This window comes from Xanthomonas sp. NCPPB 1826 (genome assembly GCF_056725285.1).
In genome coordinates this window covers 2,261,628-2,285,301 of sequence record NZ_CM161521.1, presented here as the reverse complement: position 1 = coordinate 2,285,301, position 23,674 = coordinate 2,261,628, and the positions used below count along the sequence as shown (strand labels likewise).

Genomic DNA, 23,674 nt, shown 5'->3' with positions numbered 1-23,674 from the left:
TGCGCAGGCGTGTCCCGCTTCGGCATGCGACGCACTGGACGGCCCGTCGGCAGCAACGCAAGATGCCCGCCGGATACGCTCTTTCGAAGACACCATGCGCCCTACCCTGCTTGCCGCCACCTTGTTGCTCGCACCCGTCGCCGCCCTTGCCGATGCGCCGGTCGGCATTGCCTTCGATCACCAGGACTGGACCATCGCCTGCGACAACACCCGCACCTGCCGCGCTGCCGGTTATCAGCCGGATGACGACGGCAGCACGCCGGTATCGGTCTTGCTGACGCGCAAGGCCGGTGCCGGGCAAGCGGTCACCGCCGAGTTGGTGCTGGGCCAGTACGACGAGATCAAGATGCCGGCATCGCTCACCTTGCGCATCGACCAGCGCGACCTGGGCAAGCTGACACTAAATCGCGACAGCGGCACCGCTCCGCTGACCAGCGCGCAGGTGACCGCGCTGCTGGCCGCACTGACCCGCAGCAGCAAGATCGTGGCGCTCGGCAACGATGGTCGCCGCTGGCAGCTGTCCGACCGCGGCGCCGCAGCGGTGCTGCTGAAGATGGACGAGTTCCAGGGTCGGCTGGGCACGCGTGGCGCACTGGTGCGCAAGGGCGATCGCGACGACGCTGCAGTGCTGCCGGCCGTGCCCGCACCGCAGGTGCGAGCAGTCAGACTCGCAGCAACGCAAGCAGCCGATGCGCGCCTGGGCACACTGCCGGCGCTCTATCAAGCACTGCGTGCCAGCTTGCCGGCCGATGAGGAATGCAAGGGACTGCAGGCCGGTGACGCAACCGAGCCGCTGACGGTTACCCGGCTCAGCAGCGACAAACTGCTGGTCTCGACCGACTGCTGGATGGGCGCCTACAACGTCGGCACCGGTTTCTGGGTCATCAATGCACGCGCGCCGTTCGCGCCGACGTTGGTGACCACGCACGCCAGCGATATCGACGGTTCCACCATCCTTGCATCGCAGAAGGGCCGCGGCCTGGGCGACTGCTACAGCGAGGCCAGCTGGACCTGGGACGGCCGCCGTTTTGTGCCGACCTCCAAATCCACCTCCGGCCTGTGTCGGCTGGTGGCCGCTGGCGGGGCGTGGGAATTGCCGACCTTGGTGACCGAGGTCAAGAAGGCGCCCTGATCGAGGCGAGAACGGTGCGAGCGTGCGCTTGCACTGCCCTGCAAGACGCCTTGAGCGGCGAACGGAACTACTTTGCCGCCATCATCAGGCAGGCGCCACTTGCGGCATGTACCACCAAGTGCATGCCGGCTGTGGGTGCGCCGTCCCGTGTAGAGCGGTTGATGTGCAGCCTGGCTGCAGGGCCGCGCTGTCGCCCCTACCGAAGCCCGCGATTGACAGCCGCGCGCTCAGCCCGTGACTGCCGCCGGCTCGCAGTGCTCGACGATCAACTGCACCGCGGTGCCGCCGCGATAGTCGTCGCTGACCAGGCGGTACGCCAGCCGCACCATGCGTGCCGGCTCGCTGCCGCGCCAGCCGTTGAAGTGGATGGCGTTGAGCGGTTCGGCGCGGCCGGCGCAGCGCAGGGTGAGCTTGAGATGGCGTTCCTTGAGCAGGCGCCATTGCAGCACTTCGAACTGACCATCGAACAGCGGCTCGGGAAAGCCCTGCCCCCACGGCCCGGCCACGCGCAGCGCCTCTGCATGCAGGTGATCGAGTTCGTGCACAGCCAGTTCGCCATCGCTGTGCAATTCGGCATGCAGCAGCGAGGCGTCGACCATCGCCTGCACCTGGCGCTGGAATGCCTGTTCAAAGGTCGCGAGCGCGGCATGCTCCAGACTCAGCCCGGCCGCCATCGCATGCCCGCCGAACTTCTGGATCAGGCCCGGGTGGCGCGCATCCACTGCCGCCAGCACATCGCGGATATGCAGGCCGGGGATCGAACGTGCCGAACCACGCAGCTGACTGCTGCCCGGCTCGGCCGGCGCCAATGCAATCACCGGGCGATGCAGGCGGTCCTTGAGCTTGGAGGCGACCAGGCCGATCACGCCCGGGTGCCAGTCGGCATCGAACAGGCACGCGGCGATCGGCAACGCGCCATCGGCATCCAGCACCACCTTGGTGACGGCCTGCTCGGCATCGTCGGTCATCAACTGCTGCACCGCCCGTCGCTCGGCGTTGATCTCTTCCAGCATGCCGGCGATCTCGCGCGCCCGGTTCCAGTCCTCGCTGAGCAGCAGCTCGATGCCCAGCGCCATGTCTTCCAGCCGGCCGGCTGCGTTGAGACGCGGGCCCAATGCAAATCCGATATCGCTGGCGCTCAAGCGCGCCACGTCGCGGCCGCTGGCATCGATCAAGGCGCGCAGGCCGATGCAACCCTTGCCTTCGCGCAGGCGGCGCAGGCCGGCCGACACCAGCGCCCGGTTGTTGGTGTCCAGCGGCACCAGATCGGCAACGGTGCCGACTGCCACCAGGTCCAGCAATACCGACAGATCCGGTTCGGCGCGCTCGGCGAAGGCACCGCGCGCGCGCAGCACGCCGCGCAAGGCCATCAGCACATAGAAGATCACCCCGACCCCGGCCAGGGATTTGCTCGGGAAGCGATCGTTGGCCAGATTCGGATCGACGATCGCATCGGCCGGCGGCAGCACCTCGCCAGGCAGGTGGTGGTCGGTGACCAGCACCGTCCAGCCGCGCGCCTTGGCGGCGGCCACGCCGGCGTGGCAGGCGATGCCGTGATCGACCGTGACCAGCAGATCCGGCTGCAATGCGGCCAGCTCCTCCACCAGTGCCGGCGACAGGCCATAGCCATGCACCATGCGATTGGGTACCGCGTGATGCACATCCAGCGCGCCGAGCATGCGCAAGCCACGCACGCCGACCGCACAGGCGGTGGCGCCATCGCAGTCGAAATCGCCCACCACCAGGATGCGCCGTTGCCGGGCGATCGCATCGGCCAGCAACTCGGCCGCCACGTCACTGTTGTGCAGCAACTGCGGCGACAGCAACTGACCCAGGCGCGGCTGCGCGCCGTGCGTATCGGTAACGCCACGCGCGGCATAGATGCGGCGCAGCAGCGGTAACATGGCATCGGGCCAGCTGCCGGCCTGCCCGGGCGGGCGCCGGACGATCCGCGGGGTGGAGGTCATTGCGCCAGCTGTACGCGCGGCTTGCGCCAGAAACGCCAGCGTTGCGCATGCGTCAGCGACACGGTTTCGCCGTCCTGGAAATCCAGCACCAGCCGATCCAGTTCGCCGCGTGCCATCGCCGCCAGCAGCGGCGCCACCGCGTCGTCGCTGAACTGCTGCAGCGAGCGCAGATGGCGCAGGTCCACCAACGCATCCACGCGTTGTTCGCCCTGCGCATCGGCACCGGCCGCCAGCGCCAGCGCACGTAGGAGTGATTCGCGGCTGCGTACCTGACGGTGCGGCGAGCTGACCGCATGCGGCAGCACGCCACCGCCCCAGAACCACAGCGAATTGATCGCCGGCTTGCCGCTGGCCACGCGGCCCTCGTTCCAGGGATGCTGATGCAGCAGCACCTGCGCCTCGGTCAGCAAGGCACGCCAGCGCCGGCCGATCTCGCCGGCCGGCAGATGCTCGAACAGGTCATCGCCGATCGCCAGATCCGGTGGCGCAAATTCTGGCAATTTGGCATCCGGCGACAGCCGCAGATACCAGCGCGCAGGCGTGGGCGCATCCAGCAGGAAGCCGGCATCGCCAAACATCGGCTTGAGGATGGGCAGCAACACCGCCAGGTCCTCGGCCGTGGGGCCGAGCGCCTCGCCGTAGCCCATCAAGCGCGCGCCCTGCATATCCGGCACCACATAGGCCGGATCGGCACGCACCCAGGTCGCACCGGCCGCATCGCCGGCATCGAGCTGGCGGGTCAACGCGGCCACCGGCCAGTGCGCAGGCGTCAGCGAGAAGTGGCGCTGCAGCTGCGCCACTTCGCCGGGCTCGGCACCTTGCTGGTCGGCACGCGCCAGCGCACGCGCCACCGGCGTGTCGCCCAGTTCACCGGGCAGGCGGCGTTTTTCCGGCAGCAGCAGCGTGGCGGTGGTCATCGGGCGGTGGCGTCGTTCAATCCCGGCCCGTCAGTCCAGATAGGCAACGCTGACCACTTCGTACTCGCGCTGGCCGGCCGGCGCATCGATGGTGACCGAGTCGCCTTCCAGCTTGCCGATCAACGCACGCGCCAGCGGCGAGGAGATCGCGATCATGCCCAGTTTGATGTCCGCTTCCAGATCGCCAACGATCTGGTAGCGCTTCTCTTCGTCGGTCTCGGTGTCGGCCAGCGTCACCGTGGCGCCGAACACGATCTTGTTGCCGGCCGACAGCTTGGTGATGTCGATGATCTCGGCATGCGAGAGCTCGCCTTCCAACTGCTTGATGCGGCCTTCGATGAAGCTCTGCTGCTCGCGCGCGGCGTGGTACTCGGCGTTTTCCTTCAGATCGCCGTGCGCGCGCGCTTCGGCGATCGCGTTGATCACCGCCGGACGCTTGACCGACTTCAGCTGGTCCAGCTCTTCGCGCAGACGCTGCGCGCCCTTTGCCGTCATGGGTGCTCTCATGCTTCCAGCTCCTTGTGCAGTTCCTGCAGCGACCAGACAGGGCCGGTGCCGCGGAATTCCAGCGAATGCACCAGCGCCTTGGCGCCGGCAACGGTGGTCGAATAGGTCACGCGATGCTGCAACGCTTCACGCCGGATCGAGAACGAGTCGGAGATGGCGGCGCGACCTTCGGTGGTGTTGACGATATACACGATCTCGCCGTTCTTGATCGAATCGACGATATGCGGGCGCCCTTCGGCGACCTTGTTGACGATCTCGCAGCTCAGCCCGTTCTGCTGCAGCCAGGCTCCGGTGCCGCGCGTGGCGACCAGCGTATAGCCACGCTCCACCAGCGCCTGCGCCACCGGCAACACGCGCTGCTTGTCCGGATCGCGCACCGACACGAAGGCCTTGCCCACCGGCGGTGCCTTGATGCCGCCGGCCTCCTGCGCACGCGCAAACGCGGCGCTGAAGCTGCGGCCCACGCCCATCACCTCACCGGTGGAGCGCATCTCCGGCCCGAGGATCGGGTCCACGCCCTGGAACTTGGCGAACGGGAAGATCGCCTCCTTCACCGAGTAATAGCCCGGCACGATTTCCTTGGTGGCGCCCTGCTCGGCCAGCGTCTTGCCGGCCATGCAGCGCGCGGCGATCTTGGCCAGCGGCATGCCGATCGCCTTGGACACGAACGGCACGGTACGCGAGGCACGCGGGTTCACTTCCAGCAGGAACACCACGTCGTCGCCGGCCTCGTTCACCTGCACCGCGAACTGGGTGTTCATCAGGCCGACCACGTTCAGGCCTTCGGCCAGCATCACCACCTGACGGCGCAGCTCGGCCTGGGTCTTGGGCGAGAGCGAATACGGCGGCAACGAGCAGGACGAATCGCCCGAATGCACGCCGGCCTCTTCGATGTGTTCCATCAGCCCGCCAATCAGCACGTTGCCGTCCTTGTCGGCAATGATGTCCACGTCCACTTCCACCGCGTTGTCGAGGAAGCGGTCCAGCAGCACCGGCGAATCGTTGGAGACCTTGACCGCGTCGCGCACATAACGCGCCAGGTCGGATTCGCCGTAGACGATTTCCATCGCGCGGCCGCCCAGCACGTAGCTCGGGCGCACCACCAGCGGATAGCCGATTTCGCGCGCCAGCACCAGGGCTTCCTCGGCATTGCGGGCAATGCGGTTCGGCGGCTGCTTCAGGCCCAGCTTGTCGACCAGTTGCTGGAAACGCTCGCGGTCTTCGGCCAGATCGATCGAATCGGGCGAGGTGCCGATCACCGGCACGCCGTTGGCTTCCAGCGCGCGCGCCAGCTTCAGCGGGGTCTGGCCGCCGTACTGCACGATCACGCCCTTGGGTTTTTCCAGCTCGACGATTTCCAGCACGTCTTCCAGCGTCAGCGGCTCGAAGTACAGACGGTCGGAGGTGTCGTAGTCGGTGGACACGGTCTCCGGGTTGCAGTTGACCATGATGGTCTCGTAGCCGTCATCGCGCAGCGCCAGCGCCGCATGCACGCAGCAGTAGTCGAACTCGATGCCCTGGCCGATGCGGTTGGGGCCACCGCCCAGGATCATGATCTTGTCGCGGTCGGTCGGCAGCGCCTCGCACTCGTCCTCGTAGGTCGAATACAGATACGCGGTGCTGGTGGCGAACTCGGCGGCGCAGGAATCCACGCGCTTGTAGACCGGGCGCACCTTGAGCGCGCGACGCAGCGTGCGCACCGATTCCTCATTGGTGCCGGTCAGCTCGGCCAGCCGCGCGTCGGAGAAACCGGCGCGCTTGAGCGTGCGCAGACGCGCCGCATCCAGTGCCGGCATCCCGTCGTCGGCCAGTTGCTGTTCGTGGCTGATCAGTTCTTCGATCTGATCCAGAAACCACGGGTCGATGAACGACAGCGCGTAGACATCGGCCACGCTCATGCCGGCGCGGAACGCATCGGCGACATAGAACAGACGCTCCGGGCCCGGTGCCTTGAGCTCGCGCTTGAGCGCGGCGATATCGTCTTCGCTGCTCAGATCCAGGCCGGTCGGGTCCAGCCCGATCTTGCCGGTTTCCAGGCCACGCAGTGCCTTCTGCAGCGATTCCTGGAAGGTGCGGCCCATCGCCATCACCTCGCCCACCGACTTCATCTGGGTGGTCAGGCGCGCATCGGCCTGCGGGAATTTTTCGAACGCAAAGCGCGGGATCTTGGTGACCACGTAGTCGATCGACGGCTCGAACGAGGCCGGGGTCAGGCCACCGGTGATCTCGTTCTTCAATTCGTCCAGCGTGTAGCCCACCGCCAGCTTGGCGGCGACCTTGGCGATCGGGAAACCGGTGGCCTTGGACGCCAGCGCCGAGGAGCGCGACACGCGCGGGTTCATCTCGATCACCACCACGCGGCCGGTGGTCGGGCTGATGCCGAACTGCACGTTGGAGCCGCCGGTATCCACACCGATCTTGCGCAGCACCGCGATCGAGGCATCGCGCAGGCGCTGGTATTCCTTGTCGGTCAGCGTCTGCGCCGGCGCCACGGTGATCGAGTCGCCGGTATGCACGCCCATCGGATCGAGGTTTTCGATCGCGCAGACGATGATGCAGTTGTCCGCGGTGTCGCGGACCACTTCCATCTCGAATTCCTTCCAGCCCAGCACCGATTCTTCCACCAGCACTTCGGTGGTCGGCGACAGTTCCAGGCCACGGCCGACGATCTCGATCAGCTCTTCGCGGTTGTAGGCGATGCCGCCGCCGCTACCGCCCAGGGTGAAGCTGGGACGGATGATGGTCGGGTAGCCGACCCGGGTCTGGATATCCAGCGCCTCTTCCAGCGTGTGCGCCACTTCGGCGCGGGGGCAATCCAGGCCGATCTCGCCCATCGCCACGCGGAACAGCTCGCGGTCTTCGGCCATGCGGATGGCTTCGCGCTTGGCGCCGATCAGCTCGACGTTGTACTTCTCCAGCACGCCGTGGTCGGCCAGATCCAGCGCGCAGTTCAGCGCGGTCTGACCGCCCATGGTCGGCAGCAGGGCGTCAGGCTTTTCCTTGGCGATGATCTTCTCGACCGTCTGCCAGTTGATCGGCTCGATGTACACCGCATCGGCCATGTCCGGGTCGGTCATGATCGTGGCCGGATTGCTGTTGACCAGCACCACGCGATAGCCCTCGTCGCGCAGCGCCTTGCACGCCTGCGCGCCGGAGTAATCGAACTCGCAGGCCTGGCCGATGACGATCGGGCCGGCGCCGATGATCAGGATGGTTTTTAGGTCGGTGCGCTTTGGCATTTCTTTACTCGATTAGGAACATGCGGCAAGCCGCAGGTGCGGAAGAGTGGCCGCGGCGATCGCATCGCGACGCGGCGTGATAGTGCATCGACTCAGCGGAGTCGAACGCCGGGTTCATCCGGCAGATCCATAGCCGAGGGCGCGCAGGGTGTGCTGAAGCCATTGATACAGCCCGAAGGACGCGGCAAAGCTGCCCAGGATCAGCAGCCAGCCGATCCCGGAGGTCTTGCCCCAACGGCGTACCTTGTCCGGGTCGGTGTTCTGCATGCGGTGGTGAAAGGATTCCCCTCCAGCCACATAGCCGACGCCGAAAACGAAGCACATCGGTACCAGCAAGGCCAGCTTCATGCCGCCGTGCAGCGTGATTGACTGTGCACCAGCGCGTGCCTGCTCCAGCGGCATCCACACGCCCCAATACGTCAGCGCGACGCCCATCAGCACGATCAGCACGCCCATCAAACGAGCGCTCATGCGCGCTTGGCATCCTTGGCCATCAACTCCACGAACCGATCGAACAACGGCCCTACATCGCGCGGGCCCGGCGAGGCTTCCGGGTGGCCCTGGAACGAGAACGCCGGTGCGTCGGTCAGCGCGATGCCCTGATTGGTGCCATCGAACAGCGACCGATGGGTCACCCGCACATTGGCCGGCAGCGTGCTTTCGTCGACCGCAAAGCCATGGTTCTGCGAGGTGATCATCACCCGCCCGCCGTCCAGATCCTGCACCGGATGGTTGGCGCCGTGATGGCCGGTGGTCATCTTGACCGTGCTGGCGCCGGCGGCCAGCGCCAGCAGCTGATGGCCCAGACAGATGCCGAAGGTGGGCACCTGCCTGGCGATCAATTCCTGGATGGCGCTGATGGCGTAATCGCAGGGTTCCGGATCGCCCGGTCCGTTGGACAGGAACACGCCGTCCGGATTCATCGCCAGCACCTCGGCCACCGGCGTGCGTGCCGGCACCACGGTGACGTCGCACCCACGGTCGGCCAGCATGCGCAGGATGTTGAGCTTGACGCCGTAATCGTAAGCAACAACCTTGTGCTTCAGCTCGGCGCGCACGAAGGTGTCGGAATTCAGATCCAGCGAGCCTTCCTGCCAGCTGTAGCTGGTCTCGGTGGAAACCACCTTGGCCAGGTCCATGCCCTTCAGGCCGGGGAAGCTGCGCGCGGCTTCCAGTGCCTTGGCGACATCGATCTCGCCGGCCATCAGTGCGCCGTTCTGGGCGCCCTTCTGCCGCAGCAGGCGGGTCAGCTTGCGGGTGTCGATGCCGGAAATGGCCACCACACCGCGGGCCTGCAACCACTCCGGCAGCGCGACTTCGCTGCGCCAGCTGCTGGGGCGACGCGGCACGTCGCGCACGATCAGGCCGGCGGCCCAGATCTTGCTGGCCTCGTCATCCTGATCGGTAAAGCCGGTGTTGCCGATATGCGGATAGGTCAGCGTGACCATCTGGCGGGCGTAGGAGGGATCGGTCAGGACTTCCTGGTAACCGGTCATGGCGGTGTTGAACACCACTTCGCCGACGGAAAGCCCGTTGGCGCCTACGGATTCGCCCTCGAACACGGTGCCGTCTTCGAGGACAAGGATTGCGGGTTGGGTCACGTGGGGGTCTCGCTCTGGCTGCCTGGGACTCCGATGCGCTTCCGGCCAAATTCCGGTTGCAGCAAAGCGCGGACGCGGTGCTGAGGACCGGTCCGACGCTGGTTCGGGCAAGCGAGAATTGTAAAGGCAAGTGCCCCGGCATGCCAGCCTGGAGAACACTGGTCGCCGCGCTGGCATGGCAATGGCGGGATGAATGCGCCACCGCGATCACTCGCCATTCATGCGCGGCGACGCGCCGGCTTACAGCACCAGATCGCGCACGCGATAGCTGCCGGCCGGCTTGCCGAGCAGCCGCTTGGCCGCATGCAGGGCACCGCGCGCGAAGATGTCGCGGTTGGTGGCGCGGTGCACCAGCTCCACCCGCTCACCCAGCCCGGTGAACTGCACCGTGTGCTCGCCGACGATGTCGCCGGCGCGCAGGCTGGCAAAGCGCGGCTGCGCGCCGCTGCCAGTGGCCGCCTCCCCCAGCGTCAGTGCGGTCCCGGAGGGTGCGTCCTGCTTGTGTACGTGATGCGCCTCGACGATGTCGCAATCCCAGCCCGGCAGGCTGCCGGCGGCACGCTCCACCAGTTCGGTCAGCACCGCAACGCCCAGGCTGAAGTTGGACGCCCACACCAACGGGATCTGTTGCGCGGCCTGCAGCAACGCGGCGCGCTGCGCCTCATCCAGGCCGGTGGTGCCGGACACCAGCGGTTTGCCGCGCTGCGCGCACAGCGCCAGGATCGGTGCGAAGCCCTGCGGCAGGCTGAAGTCGATTGCCACATCGAAGGCCGGCGCACCGCCGAGTTCGCTGGCGGCAAAGTACGGCACACCGTCCACCACGCGCTGCGACGGCGAGCGCCCCACCACCGCACCGACGACGTGCAGCGCCTCGTCTTCGGCAGCCAGGCGCAGCAATGCCTTGCCCATCCGCCCGGAGGCGCCGTGGATCAGAACTTTCACAGGAGACGGTGTCATGGCGGCAGGCCTAGCTGGGCGATGGGGTTGTACAAGATAGCTGGGAATCGGGAATCGGGAATTGTAAAAGCCGGGAATCGGGAATCGGGATTAGGGAATCGTGAGAGCGGATGCGGGTGTGCGCGTTTTACGTGCTGTGGCGCTTTGGCTTGGTGGCGTCCGTGGGGTGCGCGTGGTGGTTGGCACACAACGGCGCGAGCGGTCATGGGTTGGTGAGGGCTGCGTCGCTGCACGCTGGTAAGGACGATTAGGACGCATGGCACACGGCCATCATGGTGGCGCCTGGAAGGTGGCGTTTGCCGACTTCGTGACCGCGATTCCCCAATCCCGACTCCCGAATCCCAAATCTCAGCCCTGCAGCTAGCGCGGCTGAGGCCTTTGATTGCGCGCGATGGTGTTGGCGGCTCTCAGTCGCTTGCGCCGTGCAGGCGTTTGCTCCAGCTCTCTATTTCGCGGCGTTGCAGGCGGCGTTCGAATAGCGCCTGCCATGACGGCACCAGCGGCAGCTGCAGCACCTCGGTGATGGCGGCGACATCGACATCGCGCGCATACAGCAGCTGTTGCAGGCGCGACAGCGTCCATTGCGGATGCGGTCGCTGCTGCAGTGTCAGCGTATCGCCGGCCGCAATGTCGCCGGACTGCAGCACGCGGTAATACCAGCCGGTGCGGCCGGTGTCCTGCACGCGGCGCGCCATGTCGCGCAGGCCGAAACGGTCGGACAGCTTCCAGCATGGCTGACGCAGCTGCGAGACCTCCACCACCGCCGTACCCAATGCAAAGCGATCGCCCAGGCAGACGTCGGCTTCGGTAAGGCCGAGGCTGCTCAGGTTCTCGCCGAATGCGCCGGCCGTCTCCAGCAACGCATGCGCACCGAGCTCGGCCTGCCAGGCGGCGTAGTGCTCACGGGGATAGTGATGGATCGCCTTGTCCGGCCCGCCATGCACACGCCGGTCGCCCTGCTCGTCGCCGTGCAGACCGTCGGGACCGACGTGCACCCTGCCGTCCACCACCCGCTTGTCGATAGCGCTGCGGCTACCGGGCCGGGTGAAGTCGCGTGCGATGCCGATCGCAATGCTGTCGATGGTGGTCGCAAGCGCAGGCGCCTGCACGCCAGCGGTCTGCGTACTCACGCGCCCTGCCCGGGCAATTCGGCCAGCGCCTCGCGTAGCACTTCACCCAGGACCTGGATGCCGGCGTCGATCCTGTCGCCAGGCACGGTGACGAACGACAGCCGCAAGGTATTGACCTGCGGCAAGGTGGCGTAGAACGGCGCGCCCGGCACGAATGCCACATTGCGCGCGATCGCACGCGCCAGCAGCGCGGTGCCATCCAGCCCGGGCGGCAGGGTCACCCACAGGAACATGCCGCCTTCGGGGCGATTCCATTGCACCTGGGGCGGGAAATGCCGATCCAGTGCCTCCAGCATCAGGCTGCATTGACGCGCATACAGCGCGCGGATCTGCGGGATATGCGTGTCCAGGAAATCGTCCTGCAACGTCTGGTGGACCACGCGCTGGGTGAACGAGGGCGTATGCAGATCGGCCGCCTGCTTGGCCTGGATCAGCTTGCCCAGCACCGCTTCGGGCGCGACCACATAGCCCAGCCGCAACCCGGGCGCGAGCACCTTGGAGAACGAACCCATGTAGATGACGCCCTCCGGGTTGAGCGACAGCAGGCTCGGCAGCGGCTGGCCGCTGTAATACAGCTCGCCATACGGATCGTCTTCGACAATCGGCACGCCCGCCTCCGCCGCCCGCGCCACCAGGGCCTGACGGCGCGCCAGCGGCAGCCGGCGACCGGTGGGGTTCTGGAAGTTCGGCAGGCAATACAGAAAGCGCGCATCGGCCAGCACTGCAGGATCCAGCGCGTCCACCACCACCCCGTCCTCGTCCGAGGGCATGCCGACGAAACTCGGCTGGAACAGCGAGAACGCCTGCAGCGCGCCCAGGTAGCTCGGCGTTTCCACCAGCACCTTGCTGCCTTCGTCGATGAAGACCTTGCCGAGCAGGTCCAGACCCTGCTGCGAGCCGGTGGTGATCAACACCTGGCTGGGCCGGATGCTGGCGCCGTCGCGGCTCAGGCGTGTGGCCACCCATTCGCGCAGCGGCGCATAGCCTTCGGTGGGGCCGTATTGCAGCGCGGCCTGCGGCGCATCGCGCAGCACCTGATCGCTGGCCGCGCGCATGCGCTCCACCGGAAAGGTGGCCGGCGACGGCAGCCCGCCGGCGAAGGAAATCACCTCCGGCCGCTCGGTCACCTTGAGGATTTCGCGAATCGCCGAACTGGTCAGCGCCTGCGCACGTCGGGAGATCTGGAAGGAAGTCGTCATCGCGCAAGCATAGCGAAGGCCCGTGGCCGACGCGCTGTGCACTGCAGCGTCGGCTACGCGACCCGGCCAGTGACGGTATCGCTGCTGCACCGACCATCGCCACGCGTCACCACACACGCCTGGGTTGCGGTGGCGCTAACGAACACGCGCTGCAGTGATGCCGATGCACTGGCGCCGATGCCAGCCGGCAAGGCAATCGCTACACGCGCATCCCCTCGCCCAGGATGGTCACCGGCTTCTGTCGTCGACGCGGGTTACGTGCGCAAATCGGCTGGGTCGCGAGCCAGGGCAGCGCGTACCGATCACAGGCAGCCCTTCCGCGCATCGATGGCGCCGGCACGACAATGCGGCAGCAATCGTGCCGACGGCGTTCAGTCGTACGCCGGGCCGACCCAGGCAGTGCCTTCGCTGCGTTCGATCAAGGTCTTCCAGCGCTTGCGGACCAGCTTGTCGCGCGAGCGGAAGGTCATTCGCAAGCCCGGCAAGCCGAGCGTGGCGCGCGTCTCGACCATGGCTGAGGCCTCATCGGCAGCAATCTCGATCCTGGTGATCGACTGCTTGTAGTCGATCACCTCTTCCGGGTTGGTCACATGACGCATCTGACGCAGCACCTGCGCCCATTCGCCATTGGATTTGCAGTACTGCTCGCGCGTGGTGGTCTGCCGCTTCTGATGCGAATCCATGCGGTACAGCACCACCATTTCGAACGCCGGCGCGGTCATCGCGCACAGCGCTTCGCCGTCCTGACCGAGCATGGCCTTGTCGTGCGCGGCGTAGAAATCGCGCACCTGCGCTTCGTCCAGCGCGTTGCCACCGTAGTTATAAATGCCGGCAACCGCCGCCAGGATTGCCAATAACACCAACAACCGCATCTGTGTCCCCTGCACCGCCGCGTCCTGCGGCCGCGCAAGTGTAAGGGATGCGATGGATCAGTGACGACGCGGCGGCGCCGGCCCGCAGCTGTCGCAACCACCGCAGGCCGCGGCGTTCTGCGCGGCCGGCGGTGCCACGCGGCGGCCCAGCGCCCGCATCCACGCAGGCCGCCCATCGCGCAGCAGGCCGATCGCCACTGCGCCACGCAGACGCCGCAGCGTGCCGGGAAATTGCTTCTTCATCACCACCCACAGGCTGAGCAACACCGCCAGCGCGATGACCAGGTATTGCAGCGTAAGTGACAGATCCACTTCAGCCGGCTCCCAGCAGCACGGCCAGCTGGTAGGTCACCAGCGAGGCCAGGTAGGCCAGCGCGAACAGGTACACCGCGCTGACCGTCATCTGCTTCCACGAGTTGGTTTCGCGCTTGATCGTGGCCAGCGTGGAGATGCACATCGGAGCGTAGATGTACCAGACCAGCAGCGACAGCGCGGTGGCCAGCGACCAGCCATCGCTGATCAGCGGCGACAAGGCCTGCGCCGCGGCATCGTCGTCGGCCGCCGACAGCGCGTACACGGTTGCCAGCGAGGCCACCGCGACTTCGCGCGCGGCCAGGCCCGGAATCAGCGCGATGCAGATCTGCCAGTTGAAGCCTAGCGGCGCGAAGAAGACCGCCATCGCATGGCCGATGCGCCCGGCGAAGCTGTAATCGATCGCCGGCAAGGTGGCGTCGGCCGGCGCGGCCGGAAACGACAGCAGGAACCACAGCAGAATGGTCAGGGCCAGAATGATGCCGCCGACGCGCTTGAGGAAGATCAGCGCACGCTCCCACAGCCCCAGCGCCAGGTCGGGCAGATGCGGCAGGCGGTACGACGGCAGCTCCAGCATCAGCGGGTGCTCGCTCTTGTCGCGGCGCCACTTCTTCATTGTCCACGACACCAGCAGCGCGCTGACGATGGCCGCGGCATACAGCCCGAACAGGATCAGGCCCTGCTGATTGAAGATGCCCCACACGGTCTTCTGCGGGATGAAGGCACCGATCAGCAAGGCATACACCGGCAGGCGCGCCGAACACGTCATCAATGGCGCGACCATGATGGTGGCGAGCCGGTCGCGTGGGTCCTGGATGCTGCGGGTGGACATGATGCCCGGCACTGCACAGGCAAAGCTCGACAGCAACGGAATGAATGAGCGCCCGGACAAGCCGGCGGCAGACATCATGCGGTCGAGCAGGAAGGCCGCGCGCGGCAGGTAGCCGGACTCCTCCAGCGCCAGGATGAAGGCGAACAGGATCAGGATCTGCGGCAGGAATTTGATCACCCCGCCCAGGCCGGTGATGATGCCGTCCTTGAGCAGGCTGTTGAGCGGGCCCTCCGGCAGCGTGGTGCCCGCCCACTCGCCCAGCATCGCGGTGCCGGCATCGATCAGGTCCATCACTGGGTTGGCCCAGGCATACACCGCCTGGAAGATCAGGAACATCACCACCGCCAGCGTGACCAGGCCCCAGAGCGGGTGCAGCAGCCAGCGGTCCAGCGCATCGTCCACGCGCGAGGTCCGCGTCGGCATGGTCACCGCCGCACTCAGGATCTGTCGCACCTGCGCATGGTAGTTGCCATCGGCAGGCGGCGTGGCGCTCGGTGCCGCCAGGCGCGCGGCCTGCGCGTCGATGCGCTCGACCAGCGCCTTGGCTCCGCCGCGGCGTACCGCCACCGTTTCCACCACCGGCACCCCGAGCGCCTGTTCCAGCGCCGGCAGGTCGATGACGATGCCGCGCCGCTGCGCCGCATCGACCATGTTCAAGGCCACGATCATCGGCCGGCCCAGCTCGCGCAGCTCCAGCGCAAAGCGCAGATGCAGGCGCAGGTTGGTCGCATCCATCACGCAGACCAGCACGTCCGGTGCCGGTTCGCCGGGGTAAAAGCCACGGCACAGGTCGCGGGTGATCGCCTCGTCCAGGCTGGCCGGCTGCAGGCTGTAGGCGCCGGGCAGATCCAGCACCGCGAAGTCGCGCCCGGATGGCGCGCGGAACTGCCCTTCCTTGCGTTCGACGGTGACGCCGGTGTAGTTGGCGACCTTCTGCCGGCTGCCGGTCAGCTGATTGAACAGCGCGGTCTTGCCGCTGTTGGGATTGCCCACCAGCGCCAGCCGCAACGGAACGCTTGCCACGCTCATGCCTGTGCTCCATCGACGCGTACCTGCACGCGTGCGGCCTCGCTACGGCGCAGGGCGAACCGGGTGTAACCGACCTGTACCAGCAGCGGTTCGCGCCCGACCGGCCCGGTCGCCAGCACCGTGACTTCTTCGCCGGCGACAAAACCCAGTTCGCGCAGACGCCGGGCGATCGTGTCGTTGGGGAGGCGATCCTCCACGGAATCCACGATGGCGGCGCGATGCAAGGGCATGTCGGACAGCGTCACAAAGACGGCCTGATTGTTAGGAATGGTTCTCAATTCTAGCATCGACGCACCGCGTCATGGCTCAGCCGACCCGTGCCGCTATCATGGTTCGCATCCCATTCATGGACGTTGACGCAATGCAGGACACCGGCTTGATCGTGGAGGACCAGGGAGCGGTCCGCACGTTGCGACTGCACCGCCCGGCGGTGCACAACGCCTTCGATGCGACCTTGATCGGCGCGCTCACCGACGCCTTGCAGCAGGCCGGCCGAGCGGCGCAGATCCGCGTCGTCGTGATCACCGGCGCCGGCGCTGCGTTCTCCGCGGGCGCCGACCTGAACTGGATGCGCGGCATGGCCGGTGCCAGCGAGGCCGACAACGCGGCCGATGCGCTCGCCCTGGCGCGTTTGATGCGCACGCTGGACGAGTTGCCCAAGCCGACCATCGCGCGCGTCAACGGCGCGGCGTTCGGCGGCGGCGTGGGCCTGGTGGCGTGCTGCGATATCGCCATCGGCTGCACCGAGGCGCGCTTCGGGCTGACCGAGAGCAAGCTCGGCCTGCTGCCGGCGGTGATTTCGCCGTATGTGATCGCCGCGATCGGCGCGCGCCAGGCACGGCGCTGGTTCGCCACTGCCGAGATCTTCGACGCGGCCACCGCGCAGCTGCTGGGCCTGTTGCATCAACTGGTGGCCGCCGACCAACTGGATATCGCGGTGGAGCGCCAGGTCCGCCTGTTGTTGGCGGCCGCGCCATTGGCCGCGGCCAGCGCCAAGGCGCTGGTGCGCGCGGTGCTGCCACCGATCGACCGCGACGCCATCGACGCTGCCAATGCCGCGTGGATCGCGCGCCTGCGCGTTTCCGCGGAAGGCCAGGAAGGCCTGGGCGCCTTCCTCGACAAGCGCAGCCCGGCCTGGGTGCCAGAGGGCGCGGCGTGAGCGACTTCGTCCGCATTGTCGAGGTCGGCCCGCGCGATGGCCTGCAGAACGAAGCGACGCCGATCGCCACCGCCGACAAGATCGCCTTGATCGATCAACTCTCCGCGACCGGGCTGCGCAGCATCGAGGCGACCAGCTTCGTCAGCCCGCGCTGGGTGCCGCAGCTGGCCGATGCGGCCGAGGTGTTCGCCGGCATCACCCAGGCGTCGGGCATCGCCTATCCGGTGCTGGTGCCGAACCTGCAGGGCTATGCGCGCGCACGCGCCGCCGGTGTGCAGGAGGTGGCGGTGTTCACCGCGGCGTCGGAGGCCTTCAATCGCACCAATACCAACGCCGGCATCGACGAATCGATCGCGCGCTTTCGGCCGATCCTGGAGCAGGCCGCGCTCGACGGCGTGCGCGTGCGCGGTTACGTCTCCACCGTGCTGGGCTGCCCGTATCAGGGCGCGGTGCCGGTGGCCGACGTGGTCGATGTCGCGCAACGGTTGTACGCACTGGGCTGCTACGAGATTTCGCTGGGCGACACCATCGGCGTCGGCACCCCGGCCAAGGCACGCCAGATGCTGGCCGCGGTGGCGCAGGCGGTCCCGATGCCGGCATTGGCCGTGCACTTCCACGACACCTACGGCCAGGCACTGGCCAACATCGCCGCCTGCCTGGAGCAAGGCGTGCGCGTGGTCGATGCGGCGGTGTCCGGTGCCGGCGGCTGTCCCTACGCCAAGGGCGCCAGCGGCAATGTGGCCAGCGAAGACGTGGTGTATCTGCTGCATGGGCTGGGCATGCCGACCGGCATCGACCTGCCCGCCCTCGCCCGCACCGGCCGCTGGCTGGCGCAGCTGCTGGGTCGCGAGACCGGCAGCAAGGTCGGCAAGGCCTTGGCGGCCGCCGGCTAAGATTTTAGTCCCGCACGCCGCCGCCACGCCCGCGCATCTTCCAGGGCGGTCACACGGACGCTTCGGCTAGAATCGCCGGCTGCGTCGTCACCCGTTCGCCTGCCGGCATCCACCGGCTTCCAGGATTTCCAAGGAACCACCGCATGCAGCCTTCTTCTGTTCTTGCCATCGTCACCGGCGGCGTGTCCGGCCTGGGCCTGGCCGTGGCGCAGCGCATCGTGGCCGACGGCGGCAAGGTCGCCCTGTTCGACGTCAACGCCGACAAGGCCGAGGCGGCGCTGGCACTGCTCGGTGACGGCAACGCGCAGTATTTCGCCACCGACGTCACCGACGAAGCGCAGGTCGCCGCCAACGTGGCGCAGGCCGCGCAGGCGCTGGGCGGGCTCAACCTGGCGGTGAACTGCGCCGGCATCCTGGGTTCGGGCCGCGTGCTCGGCAAGGAAGCGCCGATGCCGCTGGCAACCTTCCGCACCACCGTGCTGGTCAACCTGGTCGGCAGCTTCAACGTGGCCAAGGCCGCGGCCGATGTGATGCAGCACAACAGTGCCGGCGACGACGGCGAGCGCGGCGTGATCATCAACACCGCCTCGGTGGCCGCCTACGAAGGCCAGATCGGCCAGGCCGCCTATGCCGCCAGCAAGGGGGGCGTGGTCGGCATGACCTTGCCGATGGCACGCGAGCTGGCCCGCTTTGGCATCCGCGTGATGACGATCGCACCGGGCGTGTTCTGGACCCCGATGGTGGACGGCATGCCCGAGGCGGTGCAGCAATCGCTGGCTGCGGCGATCCCGTTCCCCTCGCGTCTGGGCCAACCCGACGAATACGCCGACACCGTCGTCTTCATCCTGCGCAATCGCTATCTCAACGGCGACGTGATTCGCCTGGACGGCGGCGTGCGGTTGGCGCCGAAGTAGCGGGGATTGGTGCGTCGGGATTGGGGATTCGTAACAGCACTACTGCCCTGCCCGCCCGCTCCAGCTCTGCTTTGCCAATCCCTAATCCCAAATCACCAATCCCTGACTCATTCCATGAAAGCTAACGACATCAAGAAAGGCAACGTCGTCGAATACAACGGCGGCATCTACCAGATCCGCGACATCGAGCGTAGCTCGCCGCAGGGCCGCGGTGGCAACGTGCGCTTCCGCTTTATCATGTACAGCGTGCCCGGCGGCGCCAAGCTGGACGCCAGCTTCGACGCCGACGACAACCTGCCGGAAGTGGAGTTGCTGCGTCGCCTGTCGACGTTCTCGTACAAGGATGGCGAGGCGTTCGTGTTCATGGACGACGAGGACTTCACACCCTACACGCTGGATGCGGACGTGATCGGCACCGATGCCGGCTACATCATCGACGGGCTGACCGGCATCTACGTGCAGGTGATCGACGACCAACCGGTGGCCGTGCAACTACCGCAGACGGTGACGCTGGAAGTGGTCGAAACCCCGCCCGAACTCAAGGGCGGCACCGCCACCAAGCGGCCCAAGCCGGCCAAGCTCAACACCGGCCTGGAAATCATGGTGCCCGAATACATCACCAACGGTGAGCGCGTGCTGGTCAACACCACCACCGGCGAATTCGCAGGCCGCGCCGACTGATGCGCAAGCTGGTCGTTGTGGTGATGCTGGGGCTGCTGGGCGCCTGCACGGCGCAACCAGCCCCGGCGCCGACAGCCACGCACGCACCTGCGCCGGTGGCCTGCACCGATGCCAAGGTGGACGAGGAGTGGCTGCAACATCCGCCCGGCCTGTGCGGCATGCCGGAGGATGTGCGCACGCTGGTGGAGGACTACGACACCTGCGAGCACTTCGCGGGCGAGGACCCGTACGACGCCGATCGTCGCCACGAGATCGAGGTGGCGATCGCGCAATTCTGCACGCCGGCACCGGCACGGCTTGCAAAGCTACTGAAGCAATACCGCAACAACGCGCGGGTCAGCGAGTGGCTGCGCAAGTATTCGGTGCAGGCGGATCTGCAACCGGCTGGCTGAGGTGCGCCGGCTGGTGTGACAGGTGCCAGCTGTGCAATGCATTGTCCCTGGCCGGAGCACTGGGGACTGGGACTTACAGCTGCAGGCCACAGCGCCTACCTTCTCCCATCGGGAGAAGGTAGGCGCAAAGCGCCGGATGAGGGTACGGGCGAAGCCTCGTGCAGTTGGACTCACACGAGAGCTTCGCCCTATCCTCAGCTCCGCGCCCCGATGGCGCGCAAGCAGTGCCTTCTCGCCCCGCAGGGAGAGCGGCTGGTACCGCGCCCCCGGCGTGGTCCGAATCGCTATTGCGCCTGCAAAGGTATACCCATCTCCGACCGCATTTTGTCGGCAGCCGCATCACCGCGCGCTAGCACGCGCAGGCGTGCGCGCAGGCGCTGCACATTCGCCTCGCCCTGCTCTAGTCCGGCGCGGACGTCGGCCGGCAGTTGCTGCCGCCCCAGCGCCTGCAGCTGTTTCCAGCCGTCGACCAGTACGCCGGTTTCCTGCGCCACGCGCACGCTCAGGTCTTGCTGCTCTTCCGCTTGCGGCAGCCCGTAGCCGGCGCTGCCCAACAGCGTGGCCGGGTGACTGAGCTGGGCCTGCCGCGCGAACAGCGACTGCAGCTGACCCTGCACCGAGTCGCGCCCGGCAGCGCCGGGTGTCAGCAGGCGCTTGAGCGCATCGCGTGCCAGCAACTCCTGGCGGCGCAACGCGGCCTGTTCCAGCAACAACGCTGCAGCGGTCTCGCGTAGACCGCCGCGGTCGAACCACTGCGCACGCGCGTCCGCGCGCGCGTCCAGCCATTGCTCCACGCTGGTCTGCGGCACCGGCAGGCCGCGGCGGATCACCTCGAACATGGTTTGGTAATGCGCTGCCGCCGACTCGAAGTAATAGCCCTGGCGAATCGCCTGCGCAGGGTCGTCCAGCACCTGCATGTCGGCGATGCCGGCGCGCTGCAAGCGCTGCCTCACGCCGCGCGGGGTGATCGACGACAGCCCGGCCGCGGCAAGCCGCGGCACGCCGTCGTGCAGGAGCTTGAAGGTCTCCACCGCGCAGTTGTTGCCGATGAAGTAGTAGCGCCCGTCGTAACTCCAATGCACCTGCGCGGCGCGTGCGAGCAGCGCGGCGATCTCCTCGCGCGTCAGTGTCAGCGGCACCGACGACAGCGCGCGCAGCTCCACCTTGGTGTATTCGTCCACGACCTGATTCAACGGCAATACGAACAGCCGCGAGGGATACGAGCCGGTCAGCCCGCGCCAGCTGGAAATCTGCACATCGCCGACGAAGGCGCGGAACGACAGCACGCGGTGATACTGCAGATCCAGACGGCAATCGGGACCGGGCGTGCGGCCAGGGGCACAGATCACCAGACGCAGCATGCTGTGGCCCCAGCGGCTCATCGGCTGCGCATTGCCCTCGGCCAGCAGGTAGTCCACCGCGTACACACGCGCTGGATCCAGTGCCAGCAGCGACATCGCGCCGGCATCGTTATCAGCTTGCAGGTACGGCAACGTCGTCTCGCAATGGGTTGCATTCGGCATGCCACCGACCTGCTCGGCGAACCAGGCGGCCAGCGCCGGACGCCGGCAGTGATAGTCGGCATCGAGCACGTAGTGTTCGAGATTCACCGCGACGAATTCGGCTGGGCTGCGCCGCTCGTAATCGTCGGGGCTGCGATCGCTGAACCGGTTTGCGCCGCGCCCGATCCGCCAGGGACGCACCTGCCAGCCGGCCAGATCGCGCAGCCGCGGGTCGCGCGACAGGCCGCCGTGCGCACCGCGGTCCAGCACATGCGCCAGTTCATGCACCACGGCGGCCATTGCCGCGCGCGTGGCCGGTGCGCCGGGGTCGGTCTGCGCAGCTGTCGCCTGCACGCTCCAGGCATCCAGCAGCGCACGATCGAGCAGGATGCGCCGGCCGATCGCGCGGCCATGCACGTGTGCCGGCAAGTCCGTACGCCACTGCAGCTGGATCGGTGCATCGATGCGCTGCATCCAGGCCGGCGGCAGACGCTGCGCCACCTGTTTCACCAATGCGTGCGTGGTGTCGATCTGCGCCGCAGACAGGCCCTGCGGATCGACATCGATGCGTAATTCGGCCTGCGCCGCCGGTGCGATCGCTGCGGCCAGCCACAGCCACCAGCACCGGCGAGGAGAACTCACTGGGCCAGGATGGACTGCGCCAGTTCCAGGTCGCTGGACAGCCGCGCCGCATCGCTACGGCTGCGCAACTGCAGCAGCGCCGCTTCCAGCCGCGCGCCGCGGATCGCGCCATCGCTGGCGACGAAGCCGGCGGCATCTTCGCGTGCGTCGGCCACTACCTTGTCGTCGCCGGAACTGCTGCCGGAGGAATTGGATGACCCGGCCGACGATGCACCCGCCGAGGTTCCGGCCAGGCTGGATGCGAAGGTCGCCAGCGGCAGCAGCGTCAAAGCGCAAAACACGAGGGAGCGCATCATTGGCGTATCGATTCCATGTGAAGGTGGTGAAAGACTAACCGGCACGCGTGGCGGCAGGCGCGTCGTCCATCTCGAACAGCTTGCCGGGATTCAGCAAAAGATGAGGATCGAGCACATGTTTGATCCCGCGCATCAAGACGATCTCCTCGGCCGAGCGGGTACTCCACAGGTAGGCTTTCTTGACCAGGCCGATGCCGTGTTCGGCGGAGATGCTGCCGCCAAAACGTTGCAAGGCCTGCGCCAGCAACTTGGTCACCTGATCGCAGGCCGCCACGAAATCTGCCTGGCTGGTGTCGTCGGGCTTGAGCACGTTGATATGCAGATTGCCGTCGCCGATATGGCCGAACCACACCACATCGAAATGCGGATACGCATCGTGCAGCAACGCCTGGGTTTCGGCCAGGAACGCCGGCATCGCCGAGATGCGCACCGACACGTCGTTCTTGTACGGCGTGTAGCGCGCCAGCGCTTCGGTGATGCCTTCGCGCAGTCGCCACAGTTGCGCGGCCTGCGCATCGCTCTGGCTGATCACCCCGTCGCTGACCCAGCCCTGCTCCATGCAGGTTTCGAATGCCGCCATCGCTGCGGCTTCCTGGGCCTCGTCGCCGGCAGCGAATTCGGTGACCACGTAATACGGATGCACCTCGGCAAACGGTGCCTGCGCGCCGTGCGCCAGCACGTGTTCGAGCGCGCGGTCGGTGAAGAATTCGAACGCCTCCAGCCGCAGCTGCGCGCGGAACGCGGCAAACACCTGCATCAGCACCTCGAACGAAGGCAGCGCCAGCAGCATCACGTTGCTGGGCGGCGGCGGGTCGGTCAGTCGCAATGTCGCTTCGACCACCACGCCGAGCGTGCCCTCGGAGCCGATCATCAAATGGCGGAAATCGTAGCCGCTGGAATTCTTCACCAGCGCGTTGTTGAGTTCCAGCAGTTCGCCGGCACCGGTGACCACCTTCAGGCCGGCCACCCAGTCGCGGGTATTGCCGTAGCGGATCACGCGGATGCCGCCGGCATTGGTGGCGATATTGCCGCCGATCGAACACGAGCCGCGCGCGGCGAAATCCACCGGATACACCAGCCCATGCTCGCGCGCGGCGTTGTGCACCGCTTCCAGCGGCATGCCGGCCTGGACGGTGAGCGTGCGATCCACTGCGTTGAACTCCAGCGGCTTGTTCAGGCGCTCCAGGCTCAGCACCAGCTCGCCATTGGCAGCCACCGCACCGCCGGACAAGCCGGTGCGCCCGCCCGAGGGCACTACCGCAACCGCGTTCGCATTGGCCCAGCGCAGCACCGCCTGCACCTCGTCCACCGAACCGGGCAAGGCGATCGCCAGCGGGTTGGGCGTCCAGCGCCGCGTCCAGTCGCGGCCGTAGTGTTCCAGGTCGGCCGGCTCGGTCTTCAAACGCAACGCGGGCACGGCCTGTTGCAACGAAAGGATGCGGGGATCGGTCATGACACACGGCGCTGCAGTAGGAACCGCACAGCGTGCCAGTGCGCGCCA

General features: G+C 67.1%; 23 protein-coding genes. 7 read left to right on the top strand and 16 right to left on the bottom strand.

What is annotated here, in order from left to right:
* The first annotated feature begins 94 nt into the window (after nucleotides 1–94).
* Nucleotides 95–1,132 (top strand): DUF1176 domain-containing protein, encoded by a 1,038-nt coding sequence (locus AC1PLA_RS09920; protein WP_349780698.1) that lies wholly within the window; start codon nucleotides 95–97, stop codon nucleotides 1,130–1,132.
* A 227-nt stretch (nucleotides 1,133–1,359) separates the two neighbouring features.
* On the opposite strand, the gene recJ is transcribed toward AC1PLA_RS09920, so the two are convergent.
* The 7 genes from recJ to dapB form a co-directional block, all read right to left on the bottom strand.
* The gene (gene recJ / locus AC1PLA_RS09915) at nucleotides 1,360–3,099 is read right to left on the bottom strand and encodes a single-stranded-DNA-specific exonuclease RecJ (RefSeq protein ID WP_349780697.1); all 1,740 of its coding nucleotides are present in this window, start codon (nucleotides 3,097–3,099) and stop codon (nucleotides 1,360–1,362) included.
* A complete protein-coding gene (locus tag AC1PLA_RS09910) occupies nucleotides 3,096–4,016 on the bottom strand; it encodes a phosphoglycerate mutase (RefSeq protein ID WP_039527509.1) in 921 nt (306 codons plus the stop codon). The genes recJ and AC1PLA_RS09910 overlap by 4 nt, the downstream gene beginning before the upstream one ends.
* Before the next feature lie 30 nt (nucleotides 4,017–4,046).
* The gene (gene greA, locus AC1PLA_RS09905) at nucleotides 4,047–4,511 is read right to left on the bottom strand and encodes a transcription elongation factor GreA (RefSeq protein WP_016903166.1); all 465 of its coding nucleotides are present in this window, start codon (nucleotides 4,509–4,511) and stop codon (nucleotides 4,047–4,049) included.
* Nucleotides 4,512–4,519: 8 nt separating this feature from the next.
* Entirely contained in the window at nucleotides 4,520–7,762 is a 3,243-nt protein-coding gene (gene carB, locus AC1PLA_RS09900) for a carbamoyl-phosphate synthase large subunit (protein WP_024937721.1), read from the bottom strand.
* A 114-nt stretch (nucleotides 7,763–7,876) separates the two neighbouring features.
* Complete coding sequence (locus AC1PLA_RS09895) at nucleotides 7,877–8,218, bottom strand: type II secretion system protein M (protein WP_230584004.1); 342 nt, start codon at nucleotides 8,216–8,218, stop codon at nucleotides 7,877–7,879.
* Nucleotides 8,219–8,229: 11 nt separating this feature from the next.
* Complete coding sequence (carA, locus tag AC1PLA_RS09890) at nucleotides 8,230–9,363, bottom strand: glutamine-hydrolyzing carbamoyl-phosphate synthase small subunit (RefSeq protein ID WP_024937723.1); 1,134 nt, start codon at nucleotides 9,361–9,363, stop codon at nucleotides 8,230–8,232.
* Nucleotides 9,364–9,603: 240 nt separating this feature from the next.
* Nucleotides 9,604–10,320 carry a 4-hydroxy-tetrahydrodipicolinate reductase gene (gene dapB, locus AC1PLA_RS09885; RefSeq protein ID WP_349780695.1) on the bottom strand — a complete coding sequence of 239 codons (717 nt, stop codon included), beginning with the start codon at nucleotides 10,318–10,320 and terminating at the stop codon, nucleotides 9,604–9,606.
* Nucleotides 10,321–10,576: 256 nt separating this feature from the next.
* Here dapB and AC1PLA_RS09880 point away from each other — a divergent pair, with 256 nt between their 5' ends.
* Complete coding sequence (locus AC1PLA_RS09880) at nucleotides 10,577–10,684, top strand: flagellar motor protein MotB (RefSeq protein ID WP_115655336.1); 108 nt, start codon at nucleotides 10,577–10,579, stop codon at nucleotides 10,682–10,684.
* Between the two features lie 43 nt (nucleotides 10,685–10,727).
* Here the strand turns inward: AC1PLA_RS09880 and AC1PLA_RS09875 are convergent, their stop codons facing one another.
* The 6 genes from AC1PLA_RS09875 to AC1PLA_RS09850 form a co-directional block, all read right to left on the bottom strand.
* Nucleotides 10,728–11,450 carry an MOSC domain-containing protein gene (locus tag AC1PLA_RS09875; protein WP_349780694.1) on the bottom strand — a complete coding sequence of 241 codons (723 nt, stop codon included), beginning with the start codon at nucleotides 11,448–11,450 and terminating at the stop codon, nucleotides 10,728–10,730.
* The gene (locus AC1PLA_RS09870) at nucleotides 11,447–12,649 is read right to left on the bottom strand and encodes an aminotransferase-like domain-containing protein (protein WP_179465918.1); all 1,203 of its coding nucleotides are present in this window, start codon (nucleotides 12,647–12,649) and stop codon (nucleotides 11,447–11,449) included. The genes AC1PLA_RS09875 and AC1PLA_RS09870 overlap by 4 nt, the downstream gene beginning before the upstream one ends.
* A 371-nt stretch (nucleotides 12,650–13,020) precedes the next feature.
* The gene (locus AC1PLA_RS09865; RefSeq protein WP_481106082.1) at nucleotides 13,021–13,521 is read right to left on the bottom strand and encodes an autotransporter outer membrane beta-barrel domain-containing protein; all 501 of its coding nucleotides are present in this window, start codon (nucleotides 13,519–13,521) and stop codon (nucleotides 13,021–13,023) included.
* Between the two features lie 57 nt (nucleotides 13,522–13,578).
* The gene (locus tag AC1PLA_RS09860) at nucleotides 13,579–13,833 is read right to left on the bottom strand and encodes a DUF6587 family protein (RefSeq protein WP_039521380.1); all 255 of its coding nucleotides are present in this window, start codon (nucleotides 13,831–13,833) and stop codon (nucleotides 13,579–13,581) included.
* A 1-nt stretch (nucleotide 13,834) separates the two neighbouring features.
* Nucleotides 13,835–15,694, bottom strand: coding sequence for a ferrous iron transporter B (feoB, locus tag AC1PLA_RS09855; protein ID WP_104623144.1), 1,860 nt, complete (start codon nucleotides 15,692–15,694; stop codon nucleotides 13,835–13,837).
* Nucleotides 15,691–15,939 carry a FeoA family protein gene (locus tag AC1PLA_RS09850; RefSeq protein ID WP_016904358.1) on the bottom strand — a complete coding sequence of 83 codons (249 nt, stop codon included), beginning with the start codon at nucleotides 15,937–15,939 and terminating at the stop codon, nucleotides 15,691–15,693. Before AC1PLA_RS09850 ends, feoB begins: the two co-directional genes overlap by 4 nt.
* A gap of 116 nt (nucleotides 15,940–16,055) precedes the next feature.
* Here AC1PLA_RS09850 and AC1PLA_RS09845 point away from each other — a divergent pair, with 116 nt between their 5' ends.
* The 5 genes from AC1PLA_RS09845 (at nucleotide 16,056) to AC1PLA_RS09825 (ending at nucleotide 19,733) form a co-directional block, all read left to right on the top strand.
* Nucleotides 16,056–16,853, top strand: a complete 798-nt coding sequence (locus AC1PLA_RS09845) for an enoyl-CoA hydratase-related protein (protein WP_039521374.1) — start codon at nucleotides 16,056–16,058, stop codon at nucleotides 16,851–16,853.
* Nucleotides 16,850–17,746, top strand: coding sequence for a hydroxymethylglutaryl-CoA lyase (locus AC1PLA_RS09840; RefSeq protein WP_126961989.1), 897 nt, complete (start codon nucleotides 16,850–16,852; stop codon nucleotides 17,744–17,746). The genes AC1PLA_RS09845 and AC1PLA_RS09840 overlap by 4 nt, the downstream gene beginning before the upstream one ends.
* 143 nt (nucleotides 17,747–17,889) lie before the next feature.
* Entirely contained in the window at nucleotides 17,890–18,660 is a 771-nt protein-coding gene (locus AC1PLA_RS09835; RefSeq protein ID WP_481106081.1) for an SDR family oxidoreductase, read from the top strand.
* Nucleotides 18,661–18,774: 114 nt separating this feature from the next.
* Nucleotides 18,775–19,341, top strand: a complete 567-nt coding sequence (gene yeiP / locus AC1PLA_RS09830) for an elongation factor P-like protein YeiP (protein ID WP_016904354.1) — start codon at nucleotides 18,775–18,777, stop codon at nucleotides 19,339–19,341.
* Nucleotides 19,341–19,733: a hypothetical protein gene (locus AC1PLA_RS09825; RefSeq protein WP_349780689.1), complete on the top strand. Its 393-nt coding sequence runs from the start codon at nucleotides 19,341–19,343 to the stop codon at nucleotides 19,731–19,733. The genes yeiP and AC1PLA_RS09825 overlap by 1 nt, the downstream gene beginning before the upstream one ends.
* 284 nt (nucleotides 19,734–20,017) lie before the next feature.
* On the opposite strand, the gene AC1PLA_RS09820 is transcribed toward AC1PLA_RS09825, so the two are convergent.
* The 3 genes from AC1PLA_RS09820 to AC1PLA_RS09810 are packed head-to-tail and all read right to left on the bottom strand — an operon-like array spanning nucleotide 20,018 to nucleotide 23,626.
* Nucleotides 20,018–21,877, bottom strand: coding sequence for a DUF7844 domain-containing protein (locus AC1PLA_RS09820; protein ID WP_481106080.1), 1,860 nt, complete (start codon nucleotides 21,875–21,877; stop codon nucleotides 20,018–20,020).
* On the bottom strand, nucleotides 21,874–22,173 hold the full coding sequence (locus tag AC1PLA_RS09815; protein ID WP_039527539.1) for a DUF2388 domain-containing protein: 300 nt from the start codon (nucleotides 22,171–22,173) through the stop codon (nucleotides 21,874–21,876). The genes AC1PLA_RS09820 and AC1PLA_RS09815 overlap by 4 nt, the downstream gene beginning before the upstream one ends.
* Nucleotides 22,174–22,207: 34 nt before the next feature.
* Nucleotides 22,208–23,626, bottom strand: coding sequence for an FAD-binding oxidoreductase (locus AC1PLA_RS09810; RefSeq protein ID WP_411759379.1), 1,419 nt, complete (start codon nucleotides 23,624–23,626; stop codon nucleotides 22,208–22,210).
* Between the last annotated feature and the right edge of the window lie 48 nt (nucleotides 23,627–23,674).